Source organism: Clostridium sartagoforme AAU1 (genome assembly GCF_000401215.1).
GTDB classification, from domain to species: Bacteria; Bacillota; Clostridia; order Clostridiales; family Clostridiaceae; genus Clostridium; species Clostridium sartagoforme.
The window spans coordinates 17,705-37,813 of the sequence record NZ_ASRV01000133.1 but is presented as its reverse complement, the minus strand read 5'-3'; the positions used below and the strand labels follow the sequence as shown (position 1 = coordinate 37,813).

The window sequence follows — 20,109 nt, the reverse complement described above, 5'->3', positions numbered from 1 at the left end:
GCCGACCACACCTAGTATTCTTTACTTACGTACACTCATCTATTAGTATTATAGATATATNTCTACTTTAGTTAGTTTATATAATTATACTATTATTATCTCATATGATATCCTTCTCTCTTTTTAAAGAAAAAATATAATACACAAGATATATTTTATACGTCTAAATATTCGCTATTTATTTCATTATTGTTCTGATCTTTTAATTTTGATTCTAATGCCAAATAACTAACTGCTATAAAAATAACTATACATCCTAAAACCTTTTTTATGCTTAGAGTTTCATTAAATAATAATAATCCACTAATTATACTAGTGATTGGTTCAAATAAGGAAAATATTGCAGCAGACGTAGCCCCTATAATTGATACACCTAACTGAAATAGTATAATAGCTACTACTGATGTTAATAATGAGATAATTATCATTAGAACATAAACTTTTAAAGAAAGATTAAATCTTATATATCTACCCAAAATATTACCTATTATCATTTCAACGGAAGTAAAAGAAACTATATAAAAAGATAATTTATAGGGATTTATTTTTACTAACTCTTGCTTTTCAAGATATACTATATAAAAAGCATAAGTTATTCCTGATATTAAAGCCATTAATGCTCCTAATATATTACTACCATTTTTCATATCCATAAAAAGTAATACACCAAGTAATGAAATTATCAAAGCTAAAACCTTACTTTTACCTAAACTTTCTTTAAAAAATAATTTGCATGTTACTGCTACAAAAATTGGATACATAAAATGCAATGTTGTAGCTGCTCCTACTCCAATATATGAGTAAGAACTATATAATAAGGCTGTAGTTAAAGCAACGCCTATTAAACTAAGAATAAATATATTCTTTACTTCTTTCTTTTCAGTTCTTAAAGAAATTTTTTTGTGTTTTAATATAAAAAATAAAATCGGAATAGCAAGTAAATTTCTAAAAAAGGTCATAGATAAAGAATTATTCCCTAATTTATATGTTATGTTTGCTAGAGCAGGTGTAAAACCAAATATTATTGCTGACAGTATTGTAAATAAAATACCTTTAATTTTCATATTATCGCCTTCTATTTCTTAATAAATTTTTACCAATACTAGTTTTATTTTACTACATAATTTGGCTAATTACATCTATTCACTAACAAATCTAACTAAAACGTTAAAAAGCATGTTAATTAATAAAAATTAACATGCTTTTCTATAATAAAAGTTTATATAATTTTATATATTCATTTTTAGAATAAACTTTTTACTATTATAAATAACTATTAATTATGCTTCTTCGTTCATAATTCCTAATTTATCAAATATTATAAATGCTAAATTTAAAGCGATTCCTACTACAGTTGCTAGTCCCATTCCTTTTAACTCTACAACTCCTATAGTTAATTTTATACCACTTAATCCTACCATAAATATGATTGATGTAAGAATTAAATTTCTTGATTTTGAAAAATCTATTTTTTCTTCTATAAAGGTTCTAAGTCCGGATGTTGCTATAGTTCCAAATAATAATAAACTTACACCACCTACTACTGGAGTTGGAATAGTACTTATTATAGCTGAAAGCTTACCTGAAAATCCCAATATTATTGAAATTATTCCTGCACCACATATTACATATACACTATATACTTTTGTTAAGGCCATAACTCCTATATTTTCGCCATAAGTGGTAGTTGGCACTGAACCAAACATGCCTGAGATTACAGTTGATAATCCATCGCCTAATAATGATCTATGAAGTCCTGGATTTTCTGATAAATCTTTACCTACTATGCTGCTAGTAACCTTTAAGTGTCCTATATGTTCTGCTATTACTACAAATGTAGCTGGAAGTATAGTTAATATAGCTGTCATGTCGAATTTAGCTATTTTTATTTGTGGTATTGTAAAGAATGTTGCATTATTTATAGCATTAAAATCTACTAGCCCCATAAAGCAAGCTGTTATATAACCAACAATAACTCCTATTAAAATAGGTATTACTTTTAAAAATCCTCTTAATAATACATTACTCAATATAACTGTTATAAGTGTAATCATTGAAACTATAACCCAAGTTGTATTAAGTTCTGGTGAATTTGATCCTCCAACTGGAAATCCTGCCATATCAGCTGCAGTACTAGCAAGCTCTAGTCCTATTATAGTAACTATCGCCCCCATTGCTGCCGGTGGAAATAATTTGTTAATCCAACCTGTCCCTGTATAACCTACAATAATTGCTACTATTGAAAAAACAAGACCTGAAACTACAAAGCCACTTTGTACAGTTTGAAAATTATAACCCTCACTAAATAATAAAAACGTTGGTGCTAGAAAAGCAAAACTTGATCCTAAATAAGCTGGTATCCCTCTTTTTGTTATAAAGGCATAAAGCAATGTGCCTATTCCATTAAAGAATAATACAGTTGTTGGATCAATGTTAAATAAGATAGGAACTAAAATAGATGCTCCAAACATTGCAAATAGATGTTGTATGCTTAATGGAATCGCCTTCCCCATTGGAACTTTTTCGTTGACATCAACCATTAAAACTTCATTTTCTGATACTTTTTTCATATGATTATCCCCCTTCTTAGTCTCTCAGAACTAAATTAAAAGTATTTTTATAAAATATATCATTTTTTTCGCTTAAATACAACATATTTTTTTAATTTTTAATATACTTTATTTTTAATTTTTATTTTATATCATTTACGAGTATATTATTTAGGAGTTATAATAGTGTATATTTTAATGTATAAAAAGTTGTTACAATTTTTAATTTATCATAAGTGGTGTTAAATTTGTGCTAAAGTTATTCTTCTCTTATCAAAAAAGAAAATTCTTATGTTATAATTTTCTTTATTAGAAAAGGAGGTAGACATATGTATAGAGCTATACAAATAAAAAACCTTCATTACCATATATTTTGTATAATGATTGTATTTATTATATGTACTATAGCAACTTCTTCCTCATTACTTTTAAACTATTGGGGAGTACATAAAGAGAATCTTCTTATGATTTTCTTAATAGGAGTTCTTATTTCTACTGTTGCTACAAGAGGATATATCTATGGATTTCTTAGTGCAATAATTAGTGTTTATTTGTTTAATTTTTTTTTCACAGAGCCATTATATTCTCTTGCAATAAGTAATAAACAAGATATTCTTTTAATTATATTTTTTCTAATAGCTGCACTTATATGCGGCATTATGTCATCAAAATTTCAACACCAGACTAAAATAGCAAAGCAGAATGAACGTACTGCCCAGTTTATGTATGAAATCACAGAAAGTTTTTTAAATCTTGCAGGTACTGAAAATATTGCTAATAATGCACTAAAATGCATCTATGAAAAAACTGGGCTTTCTTGTGTTATTAAACTTGATTCCAATAAATTTGAAGGTTGTAAAGACTTTTTTCACACACCAAATAGTCTATCTGATTTTAACAATTCATTTGATTATGAAATGCCTATAAAAGGAGTTTCAAATCAGATTGGAACTATTATATTTCGATCTTGTGAGCCTTTTACAGAAGATACTAGTAAAATAATAAATACAATAGTTTATCAAATGGCTCTTATTCTTGATCGTGAGTATATTTATCTTGAGCGCCAAAAAATTAAACTTGATATGGAAAGTGAGCATCTAAAAAGTACTCTTTTAAGAAGTATTTCTCACGATATACGTACTCCACTAACAGGAATAATGGGAGCAAGTAACGTTATTATGGAACATATTAATTCACTAACTAATACAGAAATTCAAAAACTTGCATCAGATATAAATGAAGAATCTTCATGGCTTATTATGACTGTTCAAAATATATTAGATATGACACGAATTACTGATGGGAAATTTACCATTAACACTAATTATGAATCCGTTGATGATCTTATTAATCAGGCTGTTTCTCGTCTTCCATCCTTTTATGACTTAACGAGACTTTCCATTTCTATACCTGATGATATTTTTCTTGTTAATGTTGATGGTAAACTTTTTGTGCAAGTAATTATAAATCTAATTGATAATGCTTTTAAGCATTCTGGAGATAATTCACAAATTATGCTTAGTGCTTATCCTGAAAATTCACTTATGGTATTTCAAGTATCAGATAACGGTTATGGTATTGATCCTGCTATACTTAATGATATTTTCAATGGTTTTATAACCATGCCAACCCATGTTGCTGATAAAGGAAGAGGAGTGGGACTTGGACTTTCAATATGTAAAGCAATCGTAATAGCTCACCAAGGTTCTATCTTAGCATCAAATAATGAATATGGTGGTTCTACTTTTAAAATTACTTTACCTTATGAAAAAGAATAGAAATAATTTTTAAGTTTTAGAGAGGAGTTTTATTATAATATGATTGAAACTAAATCTATTTTAATTATAGAAGATGATTCCAAAATTACTAATTTTATGTCCATGGCTTTGAAGGCAAAAGGTTACCAAGTAATATCTGCTCCTACAGGAAAGGATGGTATTCTTGCGTTTTGTACACAATCACCAGATATCATAATGCTTGACCTTGGTCTTCCAGATATGGATGGTAATGAGATTATTAAAGAAATACGAAATGTTTCACAAATACCTATACTTGTTGTTTCTGCTAGAGAATTTGATAATGATAAAATTTCAGCCCTTGATGCTGGCGCTAATGATTACGTTACAAAACCTTTTTCTATGGGTGAACTTCTTGCTAGAGTTCGTGTAATGGAACGTTTCATTGTTAGAGAGAATTTTATTCAACCAGAAAGTATTTACCATTTTGATGATCTTACAGTTGATACCGAAAGAAGACGAATATTTCTTGGGCAAAAGGAAATTCACCTTACACCACTTGAATATAAATTGCTTTTTTTACTAGTTTCTAATTGTGGAAAGGTTGTTACTCACAGGCAAATTATGAAGGAAGTATGGGGCTATTCAGAAAGTGGTGATTCGAAGAGCATACGTGTTTGCATGGCAAATTTACGCCGTAAAATTGAAAATGATACTTCCCATCCGCGCTTTATACTTACTGAAATTGGAATAGGCTATAGATTCACAGATAAAAAATAAAAAGGTTGTTGCACAATTATACTTCTATTCATCATCTAGAATATTTTAATTTGTGCAGCAACCTTTTATTACTTTATTCTGTTTTCGAAGAAAGTCTAAATACATCAGTAGAAAGCCCCATTACTACTATATGGTCATCTTCTTTAAACACATATTTTCCACCTGGTGCTGGATTTAATGAATTTTTATTCTTTATTGCAATAATGTTAACCTTATATGTAGCTCTTACATTAATATTTTCGATAGTTTTTCCAAGCCAATTAGGTGCTATTGGTATTTCTAATATGCAGTATTCAGAAGTAAGTTCTATATAGTCAAAGATATTTGTAGCATTATATCTTACTGCAAGTTTTTCTGCAATTTCCTTTTCAGGATAAAAAACCTCATCAGCTCCTACCTTTTTTAAAAACTCAGTTTGACGCTCTCTCTTAGCTTTTGATACAACAAATTTTGCTCCAAGTTCTTTTAATATTGATGTAATTTCTAAAGAAGCATAAAAATCTTCACCAATGGCTACAAAGCAGTAATCAAAATTATTAACTCCTAAGGATCGCAATACACCTTCCTTTGTACAATCTCCAACAAAGGAGTCCTTAAATATTGGTGATAATTCTTGAATTACTTCATCACTTTTATCAACAATCATTACATCATTTCCAAGTTCCTGCATTTTACTTGCAAGATGTTTTCCTAAAATTCCCATTCCAATTACAAGTATTGATTTCATTTTATCCTCCATTTCATTATCTATATGTAAATATATAATTAACCTATCATTACCTTTTCAAGCGGCCTTTTTAATGGAGCTTCCTTCTTTTTTTCTCCAAATACTAATAACAATGATAACCCACCTATTCTTCCACCATACATAAGCACTATTAATATTATTTTTGAAAAAACTCCGAGAGACGGTGTTATTCCTTTTGAAAGTCCTACTGTTGCTGCTGCAGATATTACTTCAAACATTACAGTAGAAGCACTTATTTTTTCTACAAAGCATATAATCATTGTTGCAGTTAATACTCCTGCTAAATAAACATATGTTATGACAGCAGCTTGTTTTATAAGGCTTTCTTCAAGTTGCTTCTTGAAGACAGTTACATCATTTCTCCCTTTTGACATTGAAAAGGCTGCAATTATTACTATTGCTAATGTTGTTGTTTTTATACCACCAGCAGTTGATCCAGGGCTTCCACCAATAAACATTAGTATCATAGTTAAAATACTTCCTGATTCTGATAATGTAGTAAGATCCATTGAATTAAATCCAGCTGTTCTTGTTGTAACTGACATAAATAATGAAGAAATAATCTTCTCAGGTATTGTTAATTCTCTTAAATTAGTACTTGCTTCAAACAAATAATATCCTACAGTTCCTAGGGTAATTAATACTACTGTTGTTATAATTACTATTTTAGAATGGAGTGAATACTCTCTAAAATGATATTTATTTTTTAGTATATCATCCCATACTAAAAAACCAATTCCACCTATTATAATTAATATCACTATTGTAATGCTTACAATCATGTCTGTTTCATAACCTGTAAAAGAAGAAAATTCTTCGTACTTTCCCATGAGATCAAATCCCGCATTACAAAAAGCAGATATAGAATGAAATATACCATTGTAAAGTCCTTCCCAAAACCCCATTTTAGGAATAAACTTACTTGCAAGTATAACTGCTCCAGCTCCTTCAAAGATAACTGTTCCCATAATAATTCGTTTTACTAGCTTTACAATACCACTAATGCGCATATTTCCTGATGATTGCATTAATATCATTCTTTCATGAAGTCCAATTTTCTTTTTAGCAAAAATAGCAAACATACTAATTATAGTCATTAATCCAATACCACCAATTTGTATCATAAGTAGTATAACTATTTGTCCAAATATAGACCAATAAGTAAATGTATCATATACAATAAGACCAGTAACCCCTGTTGCACTTGTTGCAGTAAATAATGCATCTATAAATGGAGTCCATTCTCTATTTCGTGATGAAAAAGGAAAACATAAAAAAATACTTCCTACTACTATAACTAAAAGAAAGCTGAATGCAATAATACGTGTATAACTTAAATTGTTAATCCATTTTTTAATCATTTTTTGTCACCTTAATTCTTTGCTTAGCAAGCATAATCATTTTTTCCGGACCATCGTTAACATAAACAAATGGTACATTATTTCTATAAAATATATTTTGATAAAGTAAATCATTACATAAGAGCACTTGATTACTAATATTAGACCCTATTTCTATATTTCTGCTCATTATGAGATTTTTATAATCATCACTATCTACTGCTAAAAAACATATATAAGATTCTTCAAAATTTATTATGCCTACATCATTAATGTGCACATATGGCTCACCATTTTCTTCAAGAATATTTAAAATCCCATCTGCAAAATCTGATTTTCCATAAACAAGTATAACTCCTCCATAATCCACATATTTCTTTTCTTTTGGAAAAGTAGTTGGCAATTCCAAGAAATCATCAATTTTTTTCATAACCCGGTAACCTAGAAATATCATAATTAATATTATCAATCCTAAAATATATTCCATACTACTCCCCCTAATTTAATACATAAAATGATTTAATTCTTCTCTATAATAACTCTAAACGTATAAATTTTAGGTTTAATATTATATTTTAGTATTATTATTTCATTATATTTAGACATAATTTTCTTAACGTTTTTTTAACACCTTAGATATTGTTTAATATTTTGACACAGATAAGAAAGACTTTTAAATTATATAATTCAAAAGCCTTTCTTAAATATAACTTAATACAATTAACCTAATAGTACCTTAATTGCTAAGTTAGAAAAGTAATTAGCAGCAATAATTAATGAATCTTCATTTAAATTATAAGAAGGATGATGCCAATCTTTCTCTCCTCCAACTCCCATCCAAACAAAAAATCCTGGAACTTTATTTTGATATAATGCAAAATCCTCACCTCCAGTGCTTTGATTTGCTAATACAGCATTATATCCTAATTCTGTTGCTGCTTCAGTAGCTACTTTTATAAACTTCTCTGAATTATTAACAATAGGTAAATAAGAATACCATCTAAAATCTATCTTTGCTCCAAAGGCTGATGCGATTCCTTCTACATTTCGTTTCATTAATTTGGGAATAATTTGGCGAATATCATCTTGAAATGTCCTTACTGTACCTTCAAGCTCTGCTCTTTCCGGTATTACGTTCCAAGTATTACCTGCTTGAAAACGAGTTATACTGATAACAACATTACTAAACGGACTTAAGTTACGGTTTACTACTGTTTGTAATCCAGAAACGATTTGACTTGCTACTATGATAGGATCAATAGTTTTTTCAGGTATTCCAGCATGTCCACCTACTCCAACCACATCTATCTCAAATCTATCTACACTTGCCATAAGTGGACCTGATCTTATTCCTATTGTACCTACTGGGAGATCTGGTTTGTTATGCATTCCAAATATAGCTTCCACATTATCAAGTGCTCCTGATTTAATAATTATATTAGCACCTTTTGCATTTTCTTCTGCTGGCTGAAATATAATTCTGACAGTTCCGTGTAATTCTGATTTACGATTTTTTATAATAATGGCTGCTCCTAAAATTGATGCAGTATGGAAATCATGCCCACAAGCATGCATTACACCAAAATTTTTAGATGAAAATTGTAAACCTGTTGTTTCTAAAATTGGCAGTGCATCAATATCACTTCTTAAACCAATAATTGGGCCTGAATAATCCCCCTTTATTTCTGCAACAACTCCTGTTGCTAAAGGCAAATCTAATATTTCTATATCTTCCTCCTTTAACCACCGACGAATACGTTTAGTAGTTCCATACTCCTCCATAGACAATTCAGGATTTTCATGTAATTCACGTCTATATTTAATTAATTTATCACTTAATTCCTTTTCATTTATAAATACTGTCACTTTTATGCCTCCTCTCTCAGCTTGAATCAAGCTATCTTAAGAATTCGTTTATATATTATTTAATTTTTAAATCTCTCGTCTAATATTCCTTGATTTATATTATTCTCACTTCCTAGAAAAATTTACCTTATCTACAACTTTCTTTATATTCAAACTTCTGTTTTCCTCTTTAATTACCTTATAAGTACTTTATCTATTTTTTACATCATTTAATTTTTTTATTTGGGTTACAAAATTAAAACTTAACTCTTAATCTTGTCTACCTCCTCTCAAAGCTATAATAATTACATATACTTACAGTTTTCAATGCGATTTTATAATTCATTCATAAATTATATTTATTAAATATATTATATATAAATAAGTCTTTGGAGGAACATACATAGGTATGTAGATATAATTATTATGAAAATATATGACTTATCACTCAAAAAATTTGTGGATATTAATGATATTAGTATTATAAGTAAAAACAAAATTGGTGACTTAACTCTAGTTTTAGACTCCGAAAATATAGATGTTGGAGATATACTTATTTTATCTAATTTTGTAGATATGATTAGTAATAAAGGTTATGGTGCTGGTTTATCAAAAATTCCTTATGCTTATTATGCTAATGATAGAAAAGTAAAAGCTTATTTTTCAGATGCTAATCTCGTTGCTTATAATCTTGATATCTTTAGAATTTATTTTGTTTTCAAAATAAAAATAATAAAAAAAATCAATAAAATACCTTATTTTATAACTATAACAGGAGATAGTTGTGATCTGATAATTTTTAAGAAATAAGGTATTATAATTTCTTTTTAAATATAAAAAAAGTTATTTTCCTAATTTTAAAAGAAATATAAATATATTTCTTTCACTATTTAATATGTATATTTGAATTTTAATAAAAATTAAGCAATAGCATAATAAGTGCTTTTGCTTAATTTTTTATTATATATCCATTTCTTTTAAGGATTTTTATTGCTTTGTCAAAGTTTACTTCCTTAGTAAATATATAATCTGTATTATAAGTTGATACCGCGAATATTCCAATTTTATTTTCTGCTAATAATGTAGATATTTTTGACAAAATTCCTATAAGAGAAAAATCTAATATACCTTGTATCCTAAATCCCCTCCATCCATTATCACATTGAATCACATTTGCTGGTATCAATTTTGTGCTACATACTATTGATAACTCTTCGTCTGTCTTACTAATAAAGCAAAACTCATTTGAATAATCTATTTGTGATAAATCTTCGACTTTACATATTGAAAAATCTTGATCTATTATTTTTATTTCCATAACATTACATTCCCTTTCTAGTTATTTTATATTTTAAACCATTAAACCTTAGTGTGATGTAGAAGTAATATACATTCGTTGAAGATTTCCACCATCTCCATTTACTATCGTTAGAAAATCCCAGCCACATTCTTCATAAAATTTTGTATGATCTGTTACTAAATATAGCTTTTTAATACCTATATTCCCTAAGTCTCTTTTGACAAAATTTAAAATATACTTTGCTATTCCTTGATTTCGATATTTTTCTTCAACAAACAAAGCACATAAATTAGGTTTTAGATCTTTTCTGTCATGAAAATCATTTTCTATAACTCCTGCTCCTGCGATAATTTCTTCTTTATCATCTAAAACAATATACCATTGTGGTACTCCCATTTTTAAATCAATACATTCTTGGATACTTTCTTTGTACGCGTCAACTGAAATACACCATTTTTCTGAGAACCAACAAGCTGCCTTTTCCAAATATTCAGGATAATCACATAATTTCTTCAATGTTGTATGTACCATTTTTAATATCTCCTCTAAAACTTCTTATTTGTCTTTTTAATATAGAAATAGTATTTAATTTTTCACTTTTCAAATAACTTGGTAAAATTTATATTTTTTGTTACACTAAAATATTTTATTATATATTAATGGTATTGTGTCACTTTCTACCATTATAAATATTCCTAACCCTATAAATACTATTGGTATAACTATATGCTTATATTTTTCAATATTTTTTTTAATAAAGTTATATTCTGATAAAGTTTTAGCAATATAGCACCATATTGCTATAAGAAAAATAAATGTTATTATTGTTATAAAAATTTCTATTGAATTCATATTTGAAAAAGTGGTATATATATTCCAATATTATCTCCCCCATTTGCTAAAGTCACACTAGCTACTTTAAAAACACTCGGATTGATAACTTTTTTTATAACTATTGCTATACTATTATTATAGTTTTCTGTTATTTTATTTAAATCTGTATCTTGCTTTTCTTTCTGATTTTCACTTTCATTCTTTTTACTTTCTTTTTTATATTTAAAATATTCATTTACACCTAAATATATAGGGAATAATCCAAGCAACCCTACATATTTAGGTGGAACTATAGATATCCCTAAAGCTCCTATAATACTTATTATAAGTAAAACACATATACCTAAATACTGTCCCAAAATTATATGATATACTTTTATACTTTTATTTATTTTCGAGAAAATAGCATAAGTATAAATATATCATCGACATTAGTACATACAAATGAAATTAATGCTGTTATTATTGTTCCACTCATGTTATCCCCCATATAATGTAGTTATATTTTCTTTTCTTAATATTATAGCATATCTTATAGCAATTCTAGTTCTTGCTTTATGTATATTCTTTTACCTTAAGTACTATTTAGACAGTAACAATGAATTCAAAATGGAATTTTTAATATATGGAGTTTTAATAATTATTTCTGTATAATCATTATCTTTTTCATTGCATTATAGCGAGATTTTAAAATTTTAAATTATATTAATAAAATAAGGCTTTTTCAGAACTAGGTAATTCTCTTGGTGTCATACTAATTAGAATACTTAAAGATAGTTTGAAGTTTTATTTAATCAAAAGGAAATCTAAGTGCTAAAGCTGCTAAACTAAAGTTTATTGGATCTTCAGTTGCATAAGCATTATTTCCAAAAAATAAGCCTGGATGATTCTCTAATCTATTCAATATAAATAATATATAGTAGTTCAATGGAGTAATATTTATTGTATTAGTATATATTGAAAGAATAGCATTTGTATTAGATACAACAATTACTAATGATGGTGTATAATCAACATTTACTTCTGGATTATTTTCAAGTGTGCTATTAATAAAGTCATTTGCCGCCATATCATTATGTATTGTATTTTTTTTAGAGTGACTAATATTTCCAAGCTGTACTTCATTTATATATAAACCTACCAAAAATGTAGTTAAGCTAATTTGTAAATTTGTTTGTACATTTGAAGTGCCAAGTTGAGAATTATTACTAGAATCGCTGGTATTGGATGTTGTTCTTATAAAATAAAAAACTCTATTATCATTTGTGAAAATTAATTGTCCATCTTTAATTATTGGATTAGTATTACCTAAAAAAGCGCTACAAGGGGGTACTTTTCCACCTGCAAATGGATTACAATTATTTTTACTCATTTCTATCACCACAACTTCACAATAATCTATTTATCAGAAGGTCAAGACTTAACCATATAATACATAATATGCTATAAAGGATATAATATCACTGTGAATTTATTACTTAATATACTTGAAACTATGAAGAAATAATTAATAACTTTAGATAAGCCTATAAAACCTTATAATAACTACAAAGTTCTATAGGCCTTCTTTTATTTTAATTGTCTATATATATATTTAAATAATCAGTAATATTAACTTTTACCTAAATACTCTTCTAATGTTAAATCTTTTTCTTTTATTTTAAGTGAATGCTCAGTACCAACATAACGTATGTGCCATGGTTCATAATTATAGCCCGTAATATTTTCTTTTCCCTTTAAGTATCTAAGAATGAATCCGTATTTATGAATATTTTTATGGAGCCACATACATTCTTTAGTATTCTCAAAATTTTCGTCCATCTTTGTATAGTTAACTGCCAAAACATCAACTACAAGACCAGTTTGATGCTCACTATATCCTGGCTTGGCTACATACTTATCAGCATACTCTTTTCCATTGTTATAAACTTCATTATTATAAACATCCTCCTGATATTCATATGATCTATATCCTGAGACTGCTAATAAATTTATTCCTTCTTTCTTAGCATCTTCAAACATTCTTTCCAAATTTTTATTTGCTTCTCTTCTTAATAAAATCTCTTTATTAGATTTTACTTCTATCTCTACTAAATCTTCAGGTTCATATCCTTTTTCTAAGCCAAAAGTTTTATTAACCAATATAATACTTTTTATATTATTATTAATATTATTTATAGATTTACTTTCAAAATTAGTTTCCCCTTTTGATATATTTATTTGCTCATTATTTATATTTTGTATTTTTATAAGCTTTTCGATTATAATCGTAGATAAAATAAAAGTTATCCCTAATAATATCATTCTTCTTATTCTTCTTATTCTTCTTTTTTTAAATTTAGACATACTAATCACTTCCCTTCGTACTTTAATATAACAAGGGAATTTTTCTTTATAATATATTACTTGTATCAAAGTTGTAAAATATTATTTATATAGTTTTAATATAGATGAAATTTACTTTTCAAATCTATAACCTACTTTATATACAGTCTTTATATTATCTTTCAAATTTAACTTATCTCTTAATCTTTGAATATGTATATCTACAGTTCTAGTTCCTCCATAATAATTATATCCCCATACTTTGTTTAATATTTGATCTCTAGATAATGCAATGTTGCAATTATTTAGAAATAGTATCATTAATTCAAATTCTTTTAAAGTTATATCTACTTGATTACCATCTGAAGTTATGAGTCTTTTATCTATATCTATTTCAATATTCTTAAACTTAATAATATTACAACTTTTGTCATTATTATCATTTTTATTATACCGTCTTAACACAGCTTCAATTCTTGCCAAAAGTTCTATACTTTCAAAAGGCTTAACTAGATAATCATCTGCACCTAATCTTAATCCTTTTACTCTATCCATTACTGAATCTTTAGCTGTAATAAAAATCACGGGAATATCCTTGGTCTTTATAATACTAATTAATTCAAACCCATCTATTTTAGGAAGCATAACATCAAGGAGAACTAAATCAATTTCATTAGAATCAAATTTTTCTTTTCCATCTTCTCCATCTTCTGCTGTTATAACATTATATCCATAAATCTCTAAGTTTATTGATATTAAATCTCTAATGGCAATATCGTCTTCAACTACCAGTATTTTTATATTTTTCTTCATATCATCAAACTGCCTCTCTATAAAAACTAATTATATTATTATTTTCATAATCTACAAGAAATGAATAACCCTTTGTTGATTCACTGACTTCAAATAATTCTAAATAAATTAATCCCCTATGATTATAGCTTATATTAATATTTTCTTCTTTAATTGTTATGTGTAATTCGTCAGTTAATGGTTTGATGATTTCCTTAAATTTATCTAGATTAATATCACTTATCTTATAATCCATAGTTAGATAATCTTTTTCACTTAATTTATTATCTATATTATAAGATCTTCCTACACTTAATATCTCACCTGTTTCTACTAATATTTCACAATAATATTTTTGATTAATCTCTGACTCACTCTTATTAGCAAGGTTTACCATCCATACCATTTTTTTATCTTTCTTATATATTTGAATGTCCTCATAAATTTTCTCTCTATCTAATGTTATCGAAAAGCCATTTTTTAATACTTCTAATGCTTTATTTATTGCTTCTTCCCTAGAAACATAATTATTAGGTAAACTATTATTACTATATTCAGGAATTATTTTGTCTGAATATATAACATTTTCATTATAAGAAGTGAATAATGATTTAATAAGTAATAGTAACATACAAATTAATATAAATAATATGCCTAATTTAATTCTCTTTCCCACTTAATTCACTCCTTTAAATATTAATGTTATTGCTGTTCCGTTATTTTCTTCACTATAAATTTCAAAATTTATATCATTTCTTATACAGATTTCATTACATATAGCTAGCCCTAGCCCCATATTATTTTTTCCCACGCCTCTTGATTTATCTACCATATAAAATGGTTCTTTAACTTTCTTTAAATTTTCTTTTGATATTCCTATCCCTTCATCTATTATTTGCAATTGGTATTTGTCATCCTCTATGTTTTTACCATATATTCTAATTTTCTTTCCCTTTTTAGATGCCTTTATTGAATTATCTATTAAATTACTTAATAAAACTTCAATAAGTTGTTTATCTCCAAATATATAATTATCCTCTACTTGTATATTTACTTCTATCTCCTTATTATCTACTTTGTATCTTAAATCATTTATAGACTTTATTATAGTTTCTTTAATTAGAAATCTATTTTTTTCAGCATCATTATTTTTAATTAGTATTAATTTTGTAAGGGTTGAACTTAATTTTTCTAATCTTTTGGATTGAGAATTTATATACTGTAACGATTTAAATTTGATTTCATCACTAATATTATCTTTTTGAAGTAATTCTGAATATCCAATTATGGATGTTACTGGAGTCTTTATTTCATGTGTTAGATTATCTATAAATCTTTGCTTTTCGTTACTATTTTCTTTAAGTTCATCAATTTTCTCTTCTATTACTTGAATCATAGAATTAAAGTTTTCAGCTAAAATTCCAAACTCATCATCAGCATCATATTTTGCTCTTTTATAATATTCACCACTTTTTATGCTATTTGAAACTTCTATCAAGTATTTAATTGGATTAGTTATTAATTTTGAAATTATGTACATTCCAATGGCTAGTAATATTGTGATTATACTTGTTAACATTAAAAACAACTTATAATTAGATAATCTATCATCATTAATAAATGTAATATCTTTAGTTAAGACTATTTTATATTCTAAATTATTTATTCTAATCCTTGAACTTATGAATAATAATTTTCTACTATTCACATCTCTAATAATAAATAATTCTTCATCTAAATTGGCAGCTACTACTTCTTGCCTTTCTTCTTTAATTTTTACTTCTGAAATATTAATAATTTTCTGGTTATCTTCACTAAATACTTCTATGTTCTTTATACTATTTCCACTATATACGAACTCCCTAAGTAAACCTTCAAGTTTATCTATGCTTTCTAAATTATCAGTACTAACAATATCCATATTGGGGTATATAGAATTTTTAACTGCCTCGTACTCATTTAAACCTGTTGTTATTACAACATTTAAATTTCTATTATATATAGTTTCAATTATTATTATTCCAGCTCCATTAAACAATAAAATAAATAGTAATATAGAATATATAAATATTTTTTCCCAAATTTTCATCTGCTAATATAACCTCCTTTTATTGTCTAATGATTTATAGTATTTATCAATATTTTTATATATAAATTTTAGTTTAATTATCTTTAATTAGCAAATATAATCCTTAATTTAATTATGTAACCTATTGAGTGTTATTGTGCTTATGAATTTTTCTTTATGTTAATTTCCTTATTTACTAATAATATAAAATAAATGTTTATAAATTAAATAATACTTGTTTCAAAGTTGTATATTCTTATTACTTACTTAAAAATCTTCTGTGGTTATAAATGATTTAATATAACTATATGAAAGCCTACCCACTTAGTATAAACTTAAGCAGATAGGCTTTCATATAGTTTCTCCATCTTATATTTTGAGGATATTTTTATATACTAAGCATAGGTTATCCTAGTATTTAAATTGATATTTTATAATTATTCTCCTCTAAGTAACTTATAGTACCTAGGTAAATCATTTTCACTGCATTTATCACACTTTTTTGCATAACAATATGTTTTAGCTCTTCCCAATTTCTCATGCATTTTATCCCATATATCTTTTATATCCTCCTTTAGAACATTTCCAAATGCTTCTGGAACAAAGTCACAAGGCAAAAAATTTCCTTCATTATCTATATAAGAATGTTGTACCCCTGCTCCACATCCAAATTGATCTTTTGATTCAACATATGGAAAAACAGATGTCTTAGGATAATTTTTATCTTTATTAAATTCTATATGAAGATCAATAAGTTCATCTTTGTCTTCCTTAGAAAATATTTCATTTGAATTTACTAAAAGGGATCCACATGGTATAGGTTCTAGAATTCTAAGTTCATCTACTCCTAATGTTTTTAAAAACTTACCTAATTTATATATTTCCCCACTCTTTAGCATTTCTTTTGTACATACAGTTTGTGCCATAGTATAAAGTCCAGCTTCCTTAGAGTTTTTTATCGCTGAAATTGAATTTTCATATGCTCCATTATAACCCCTTTTTTTATCATGATTTTCTTTATATATGCTATCTATACTTATTCCTATACCAAAAAGTCCTGCTTTTTTTAGTGTTTTTGCTTTATTAATATTTAATGAATACCCATTTGTAAATAAATAAGAAATACTTCTGTTATCAATACTACTTATTATTTCCTCTAAGTCCAATCTAAGAAGAGGTTCACCACCTGTAAACCCAATTATTCCAACACCTAAATCTTGAAGTGATTTTATAATGTCTTTTATTTCATTGGTTGTCATTTCCTTTGATTTATCTTTCTTATCTTTAATAAATCTTTTTGCACTACAATGCCAGCAATTATACATGCATCTTCCTGTAATAGCTATATAAGTAGAAATTGGAGCCAGCCTTCTTCCTGTAGTATGATTATAAAAGAATTCAGCCTTCTCTCCTGGAACTGCATCTACAATACTTTTATAAGCTATACTATTTAAAGGTGGTAAAAATGAGTTAACTACAAAATTACCATTATGAATAACCAGTCTATCATTTTTTATAACATTCATTCCACATTTTATAATATTTATGGCCTTATAATTTTTGCTTTCTTTAAATCGCATATGTATATAAAAGAAATTTTTTCTTACGTTATTATTTATCATTGCTTTTATAATTGGAATTGCATTACTTATCATTTCTAAAAATCCCCCAAACATATTTATGAGTAATTGTATTAATCTTTTTTCATTAAATAGTTTAATCATTGAATCTTTAATACTTTCATCTTCCATATCCACCATAGCATCGAATCCAGCTAGAGCTCCTGTTGATGTAATAAATAAAACTAAATCTTTAGTATCCTTAAAAGAAAACTTATGTGATCCACTTGCTATTTCTAATTTCTTAAAGTTTTCTTTTTCAAACCATCTTCTAAAGCTTTTATGACTAATTGGATTTGGAAGTTCTTTCATTATTCTATTTACCTTAGTATAATTTTTCAAAATAAGTTTTGGATATATCTTTCTAACCTCTGGTAATGTATCTTTCAAGTTAACTATTACGGCAAAATACCCATCTTTTTTTAAAACCCTAGAAACTTCCTTTATAATTTCATGCGGGTTTTGATATTTAATTGCCCAGGCACATATAACAATATCAAAGGTATTATCTTTGGAATTCTTAAGGAAAGATATCATATCATTTTCTATAAACTCCGCATTTAAGCTGTAGTTGTTTTTCGCTTGATTTAGCATCCCTTCTGATATATCTACTAAAGTAAATTTTGAGTTCTTGATTCTTGAATTTATAAAGTTACTATTGAAGCCTGTCCCGCAAGCAAGATCAAGAATATTAGGTGATAAGTTAACTTTATCATCACTATACCTTATAATAACTTTATTTAACATTTCTTTATTGTATTTGTGCATTTCTTTTAAGAAAGACTTGTTGTAATTTTCACTTACTCTTGTATAGGAATTTGCTATATCATTTAAATTTGTATACTTTTTACATAAAAATAAGTTTATAATTTTATATAGCCCTTTTAATACATTCATAAAATAACCCCTTTGATTTTTATAGCTGTTTTTTATCTAAGGATTTATACTACCCTTCAAGATCTCTCCTAAATATATATATTCATAGCTAGATATTTCAATTATTTCTCCATTATTAAAATATCTAGAAGCCAACTTTTTCATTTCATTTTTTGATAACATTTTGACCTTCTCAAAGCAACTTCTTTCAAAAAAACATATAAGTTTAGTTACTATATGTGTTCTATCAAATTCATAAATTAAAATTTTGCCATTATTATTAAGTAATCTATTACATTCTTTTAAAGTTTCTTCTTTATCTTTTATATGATGAAATGAATCTCTCATTATAATTAAATCAAATGAATTATCTTTCAAATCTATATTAGTTGAATATCCATTAATTATTTTAACTTTATTATTTTTCACCTTAGCTATATTAGTCATTTTTTTTCTGGATCAAGAATAGTTACATCCGCACCTAGATTTATTAAAATATCTGAAAGATCCCTGTACCTCCACCTATATCTAAAATATCTAAATTATTAACATCCTTAATTACCTTTATTATTTCTTTATTTTTATCTAAATGAAATATCTTCATGAATTTATCATATTGCTTACTGTAATATTTAAATAAATAACTCATTTAATATCCCCTTAAAACCTTTGTTAATTTTTACTAACTATATGATAACATGTAGCTCTTACAAATTTAAAATATATTTCTTAATTTTTTCTAACATATGTATTTTATTATAAATAATAAATATAAAAAATTAGCTAAGATAAATAGAATATGTGAAATAATCATATCTATTTACCTTAGCCTTTATATCTACAATTTAGATCTTTACTTTATCTTATTTAAAAAATTTCTTTTATATTTCTTTAACTTTTTTAAATTATGGCTTTCAATATAAATTCCATTTAATAATAGAACAATACCTAGCCCAACGCAAAAGCCTTCTATAAAGTCTGGAAGTAAATTGAAACGACTTGATACTAACCATATTAAATTTACTAATAATCCCCATTTAAGATATTTATTAAATTTTCTCATAAATTATCAACTCCAATACTATTAATCTATTTATATAAATTATCTTCTATAATTTTGTTTGCTATAAGCCCTATATTAACCTCCCTAATATCCATATAAACTTCAATAATTCTATCTGTTAAGATAACTTCAACATATTCTACTTGCTTTCCATCTTCATCTTTGTAAGTTATTATATCATAAGTTATTATTTCATCTTTAAGTTGCTTTTTAGAAATCATTTTAATTCCCCTC

The 20,109-nt window shown here is 26.4% G+C and carries 21 protein-coding genes and 1 pseudogene; 3 read left to right on the top strand and 19 right to left on the bottom strand.

Annotation, left to right across the window (positions count from 1 at the left end; translation table 11 throughout):
• Positions 1–155 precede the first annotated feature (155 nt).
• Positions 156–1,064, bottom strand: coding sequence for a DMT family transporter (locus A500_RS10895; protein WP_016207640.1), 909 nt, complete (start codon positions 1,062–1,064; stop codon positions 156–158).
• A gap of 216 nt (positions 1,065–1,280) precedes the next feature.
• A complete protein-coding gene (gene uraA, locus A500_RS10890) occupies positions 1,281–2,570 on the bottom strand; it encodes a uracil permease (RefSeq protein ID WP_016207639.1) in 1,290 nt (429 codons plus the stop codon).
• Between the two features lie 308 nt (positions 2,571–2,878).
• Between uraA and A500_RS10885 the strand changes: the two genes are divergently transcribed.
• Both A500_RS10885 and A500_RS10880 read left to right on the top strand, forming a co-directional pair.
• Positions 2,879–4,327, top strand: coding sequence for a sensor histidine kinase (locus A500_RS10885; protein WP_016207638.1), 1,449 nt, complete (start codon positions 2,879–2,881; stop codon positions 4,325–4,327).
• A gap of 39 nt (positions 4,328–4,366) precedes the next feature.
• Positions 4,367–5,065, top strand: a complete 699-nt coding sequence (locus A500_RS10880; protein ID WP_016207637.1) for a response regulator — start codon at positions 4,367–4,369, stop codon at positions 5,063–5,065.
• A 73-nt stretch (positions 5,066–5,138) separates the two neighbouring features.
• On the opposite strand, the gene A500_RS10875 is transcribed toward A500_RS10880, so the two are convergent.
• The 4 genes from A500_RS10875 to A500_RS10860 all read right to left on the bottom strand — a co-directional run bounded on the left by A500_RS10875 (position 5,139) and on the right by A500_RS10860 (position 9,019).
• Positions 5,139–5,792 (bottom strand): potassium channel family protein, encoded by a 654-nt coding sequence (locus A500_RS10875; protein ID WP_016207636.1) that lies wholly within the window; start codon positions 5,790–5,792, stop codon positions 5,139–5,141.
• A 38-nt stretch (positions 5,793–5,830) separates the two neighbouring features.
• On the bottom strand, positions 5,831–7,174 hold the full coding sequence (locus A500_RS10870) for a TrkH family potassium uptake protein (protein ID WP_016207635.1): 1,344 nt from the start codon (positions 7,172–7,174) through the stop codon (positions 5,831–5,833).
• The gene (locus tag A500_RS10865) at positions 7,167–7,640 is read right to left on the bottom strand and encodes a hypothetical protein (protein ID WP_016207634.1); all 474 of its coding nucleotides are present in this window, start codon (positions 7,638–7,640) and stop codon (positions 7,167–7,169) included. Before A500_RS10865 ends, A500_RS10870 begins: the two co-directional genes overlap by 8 nt.
• 233 nt (positions 7,641–7,873) lie before the next feature.
• Complete coding sequence (locus A500_RS10860) at positions 7,874–9,019, bottom strand: M20 peptidase aminoacylase family protein (RefSeq protein ID WP_016207633.1); 1,146 nt, start codon at positions 9,017–9,019, stop codon at positions 7,874–7,876.
• A 438-nt stretch (positions 9,020–9,457) separates the two neighbouring features.
• On the opposite strand from A500_RS10860, the gene A500_RS10855 reads away from it, so the two are divergent.
• Positions 9,458–9,808: a hypothetical protein gene (locus A500_RS10855; protein WP_157453652.1), complete on the top strand. Its 351-nt coding sequence runs from the start codon at positions 9,458–9,460 to the stop codon at positions 9,806–9,808.
• Positions 9,809–9,947: 139 nt separating this feature from the next.
• On the opposite strand, the gene A500_RS10850 is transcribed toward A500_RS10855, so the two are convergent.
• The 13 genes and pseudogenes from A500_RS10850 to A500_RS10790 all read right to left on the bottom strand — a co-directional run bounded on the left by A500_RS10850 (position 9,948) and on the right by A500_RS10790 (position 20,096).
• Positions 9,948–10,316, bottom strand: coding sequence for an ACT domain-containing protein (locus A500_RS10850; protein ID WP_016207631.1), 369 nt, complete (start codon positions 10,314–10,316; stop codon positions 9,948–9,950).
• A gap of 48 nt (positions 10,317–10,364) precedes the next feature.
• Positions 10,365–10,829, bottom strand: a complete 465-nt coding sequence (locus A500_RS10845; protein ID WP_016207630.1) for a GNAT family N-acetyltransferase — start codon at positions 10,827–10,829, stop codon at positions 10,365–10,367.
• Between the two features lie 105 nt (positions 10,830–10,934).
• Positions 10,935–11,491 (bottom strand): annotated as a pseudogene (locus tag A500_RS10840) (cadmium resistance transporter).
• Between the two features lie 431 nt (positions 11,492–11,922).
• Complete coding sequence (locus A500_RS10835; RefSeq protein ID WP_016207629.1) at positions 11,923–12,504, bottom strand: hypothetical protein; 582 nt, start codon at positions 12,502–12,504, stop codon at positions 11,923–11,925.
• Between the two features lie 239 nt (positions 12,505–12,743).
• Positions 12,744–13,478 carry a M15 family metallopeptidase gene (locus A500_RS10830; protein WP_016207628.1) on the bottom strand — a complete coding sequence of 245 codons (735 nt, stop codon included), beginning with the start codon at positions 13,476–13,478 and terminating at the stop codon, positions 12,744–12,746.
• A 111-nt stretch (positions 13,479–13,589) separates the two neighbouring features.
• Positions 13,590–14,270: a response regulator transcription factor gene (locus A500_RS10825; protein ID WP_016207627.1), complete on the bottom strand. Its 681-nt coding sequence runs from the start codon at positions 14,268–14,270 to the stop codon at positions 13,590–13,592.
• A 4-nt stretch (positions 14,271–14,274) separates the two neighbouring features.
• Positions 14,275–14,925, bottom strand: coding sequence for a hypothetical protein (locus tag A500_RS10820; RefSeq protein ID WP_016207626.1), 651 nt, complete (start codon positions 14,923–14,925; stop codon positions 14,275–14,277).
• Positions 14,926–16,338 carry a sensor histidine kinase gene (locus A500_RS10815; RefSeq protein ID WP_016207625.1) on the bottom strand — a complete coding sequence of 471 codons (1,413 nt, stop codon included), beginning with the start codon at positions 16,336–16,338 and terminating at the stop codon, positions 14,926–14,928.
• Between the two features lie 416 nt (positions 16,339–16,754).
• On the bottom strand, positions 16,755–18,833 hold the full coding sequence (locus A500_RS20020) for a radical SAM protein (protein WP_016207624.1): 2,079 nt from the start codon (positions 18,831–18,833) through the stop codon (positions 16,755–16,757).
• Between the two features lie 36 nt (positions 18,834–18,869).
• Entirely contained in the window at positions 18,870–19,259 is a 390-nt protein-coding gene (locus A500_RS19515; protein ID WP_016207623.1) for a class I SAM-dependent methyltransferase, read from the bottom strand.
• 43 nt (positions 19,260–19,302) lie between these two features.
• Positions 19,303–19,461: a class I SAM-dependent methyltransferase gene (locus A500_RS20415; protein ID WP_157453651.1), complete on the bottom strand. Its 159-nt coding sequence runs from the start codon at positions 19,459–19,461 to the stop codon at positions 19,303–19,305.
• Between the two features lie 204 nt (positions 19,462–19,665).
• Complete coding sequence (locus A500_RS10795) at positions 19,666–19,875, bottom strand: hypothetical protein (protein WP_016207622.1); 210 nt, start codon at positions 19,873–19,875, stop codon at positions 19,666–19,668.
• 26 nt (positions 19,876–19,901) lie between these two features.
• Positions 19,902–20,096, bottom strand: coding sequence for a hypothetical protein (locus tag A500_RS10790; protein WP_016207621.1), 195 nt, complete (start codon positions 20,094–20,096; stop codon positions 19,902–19,904).
• Between the last annotated feature and the right edge of the window lie 13 nt (positions 20,097–20,109).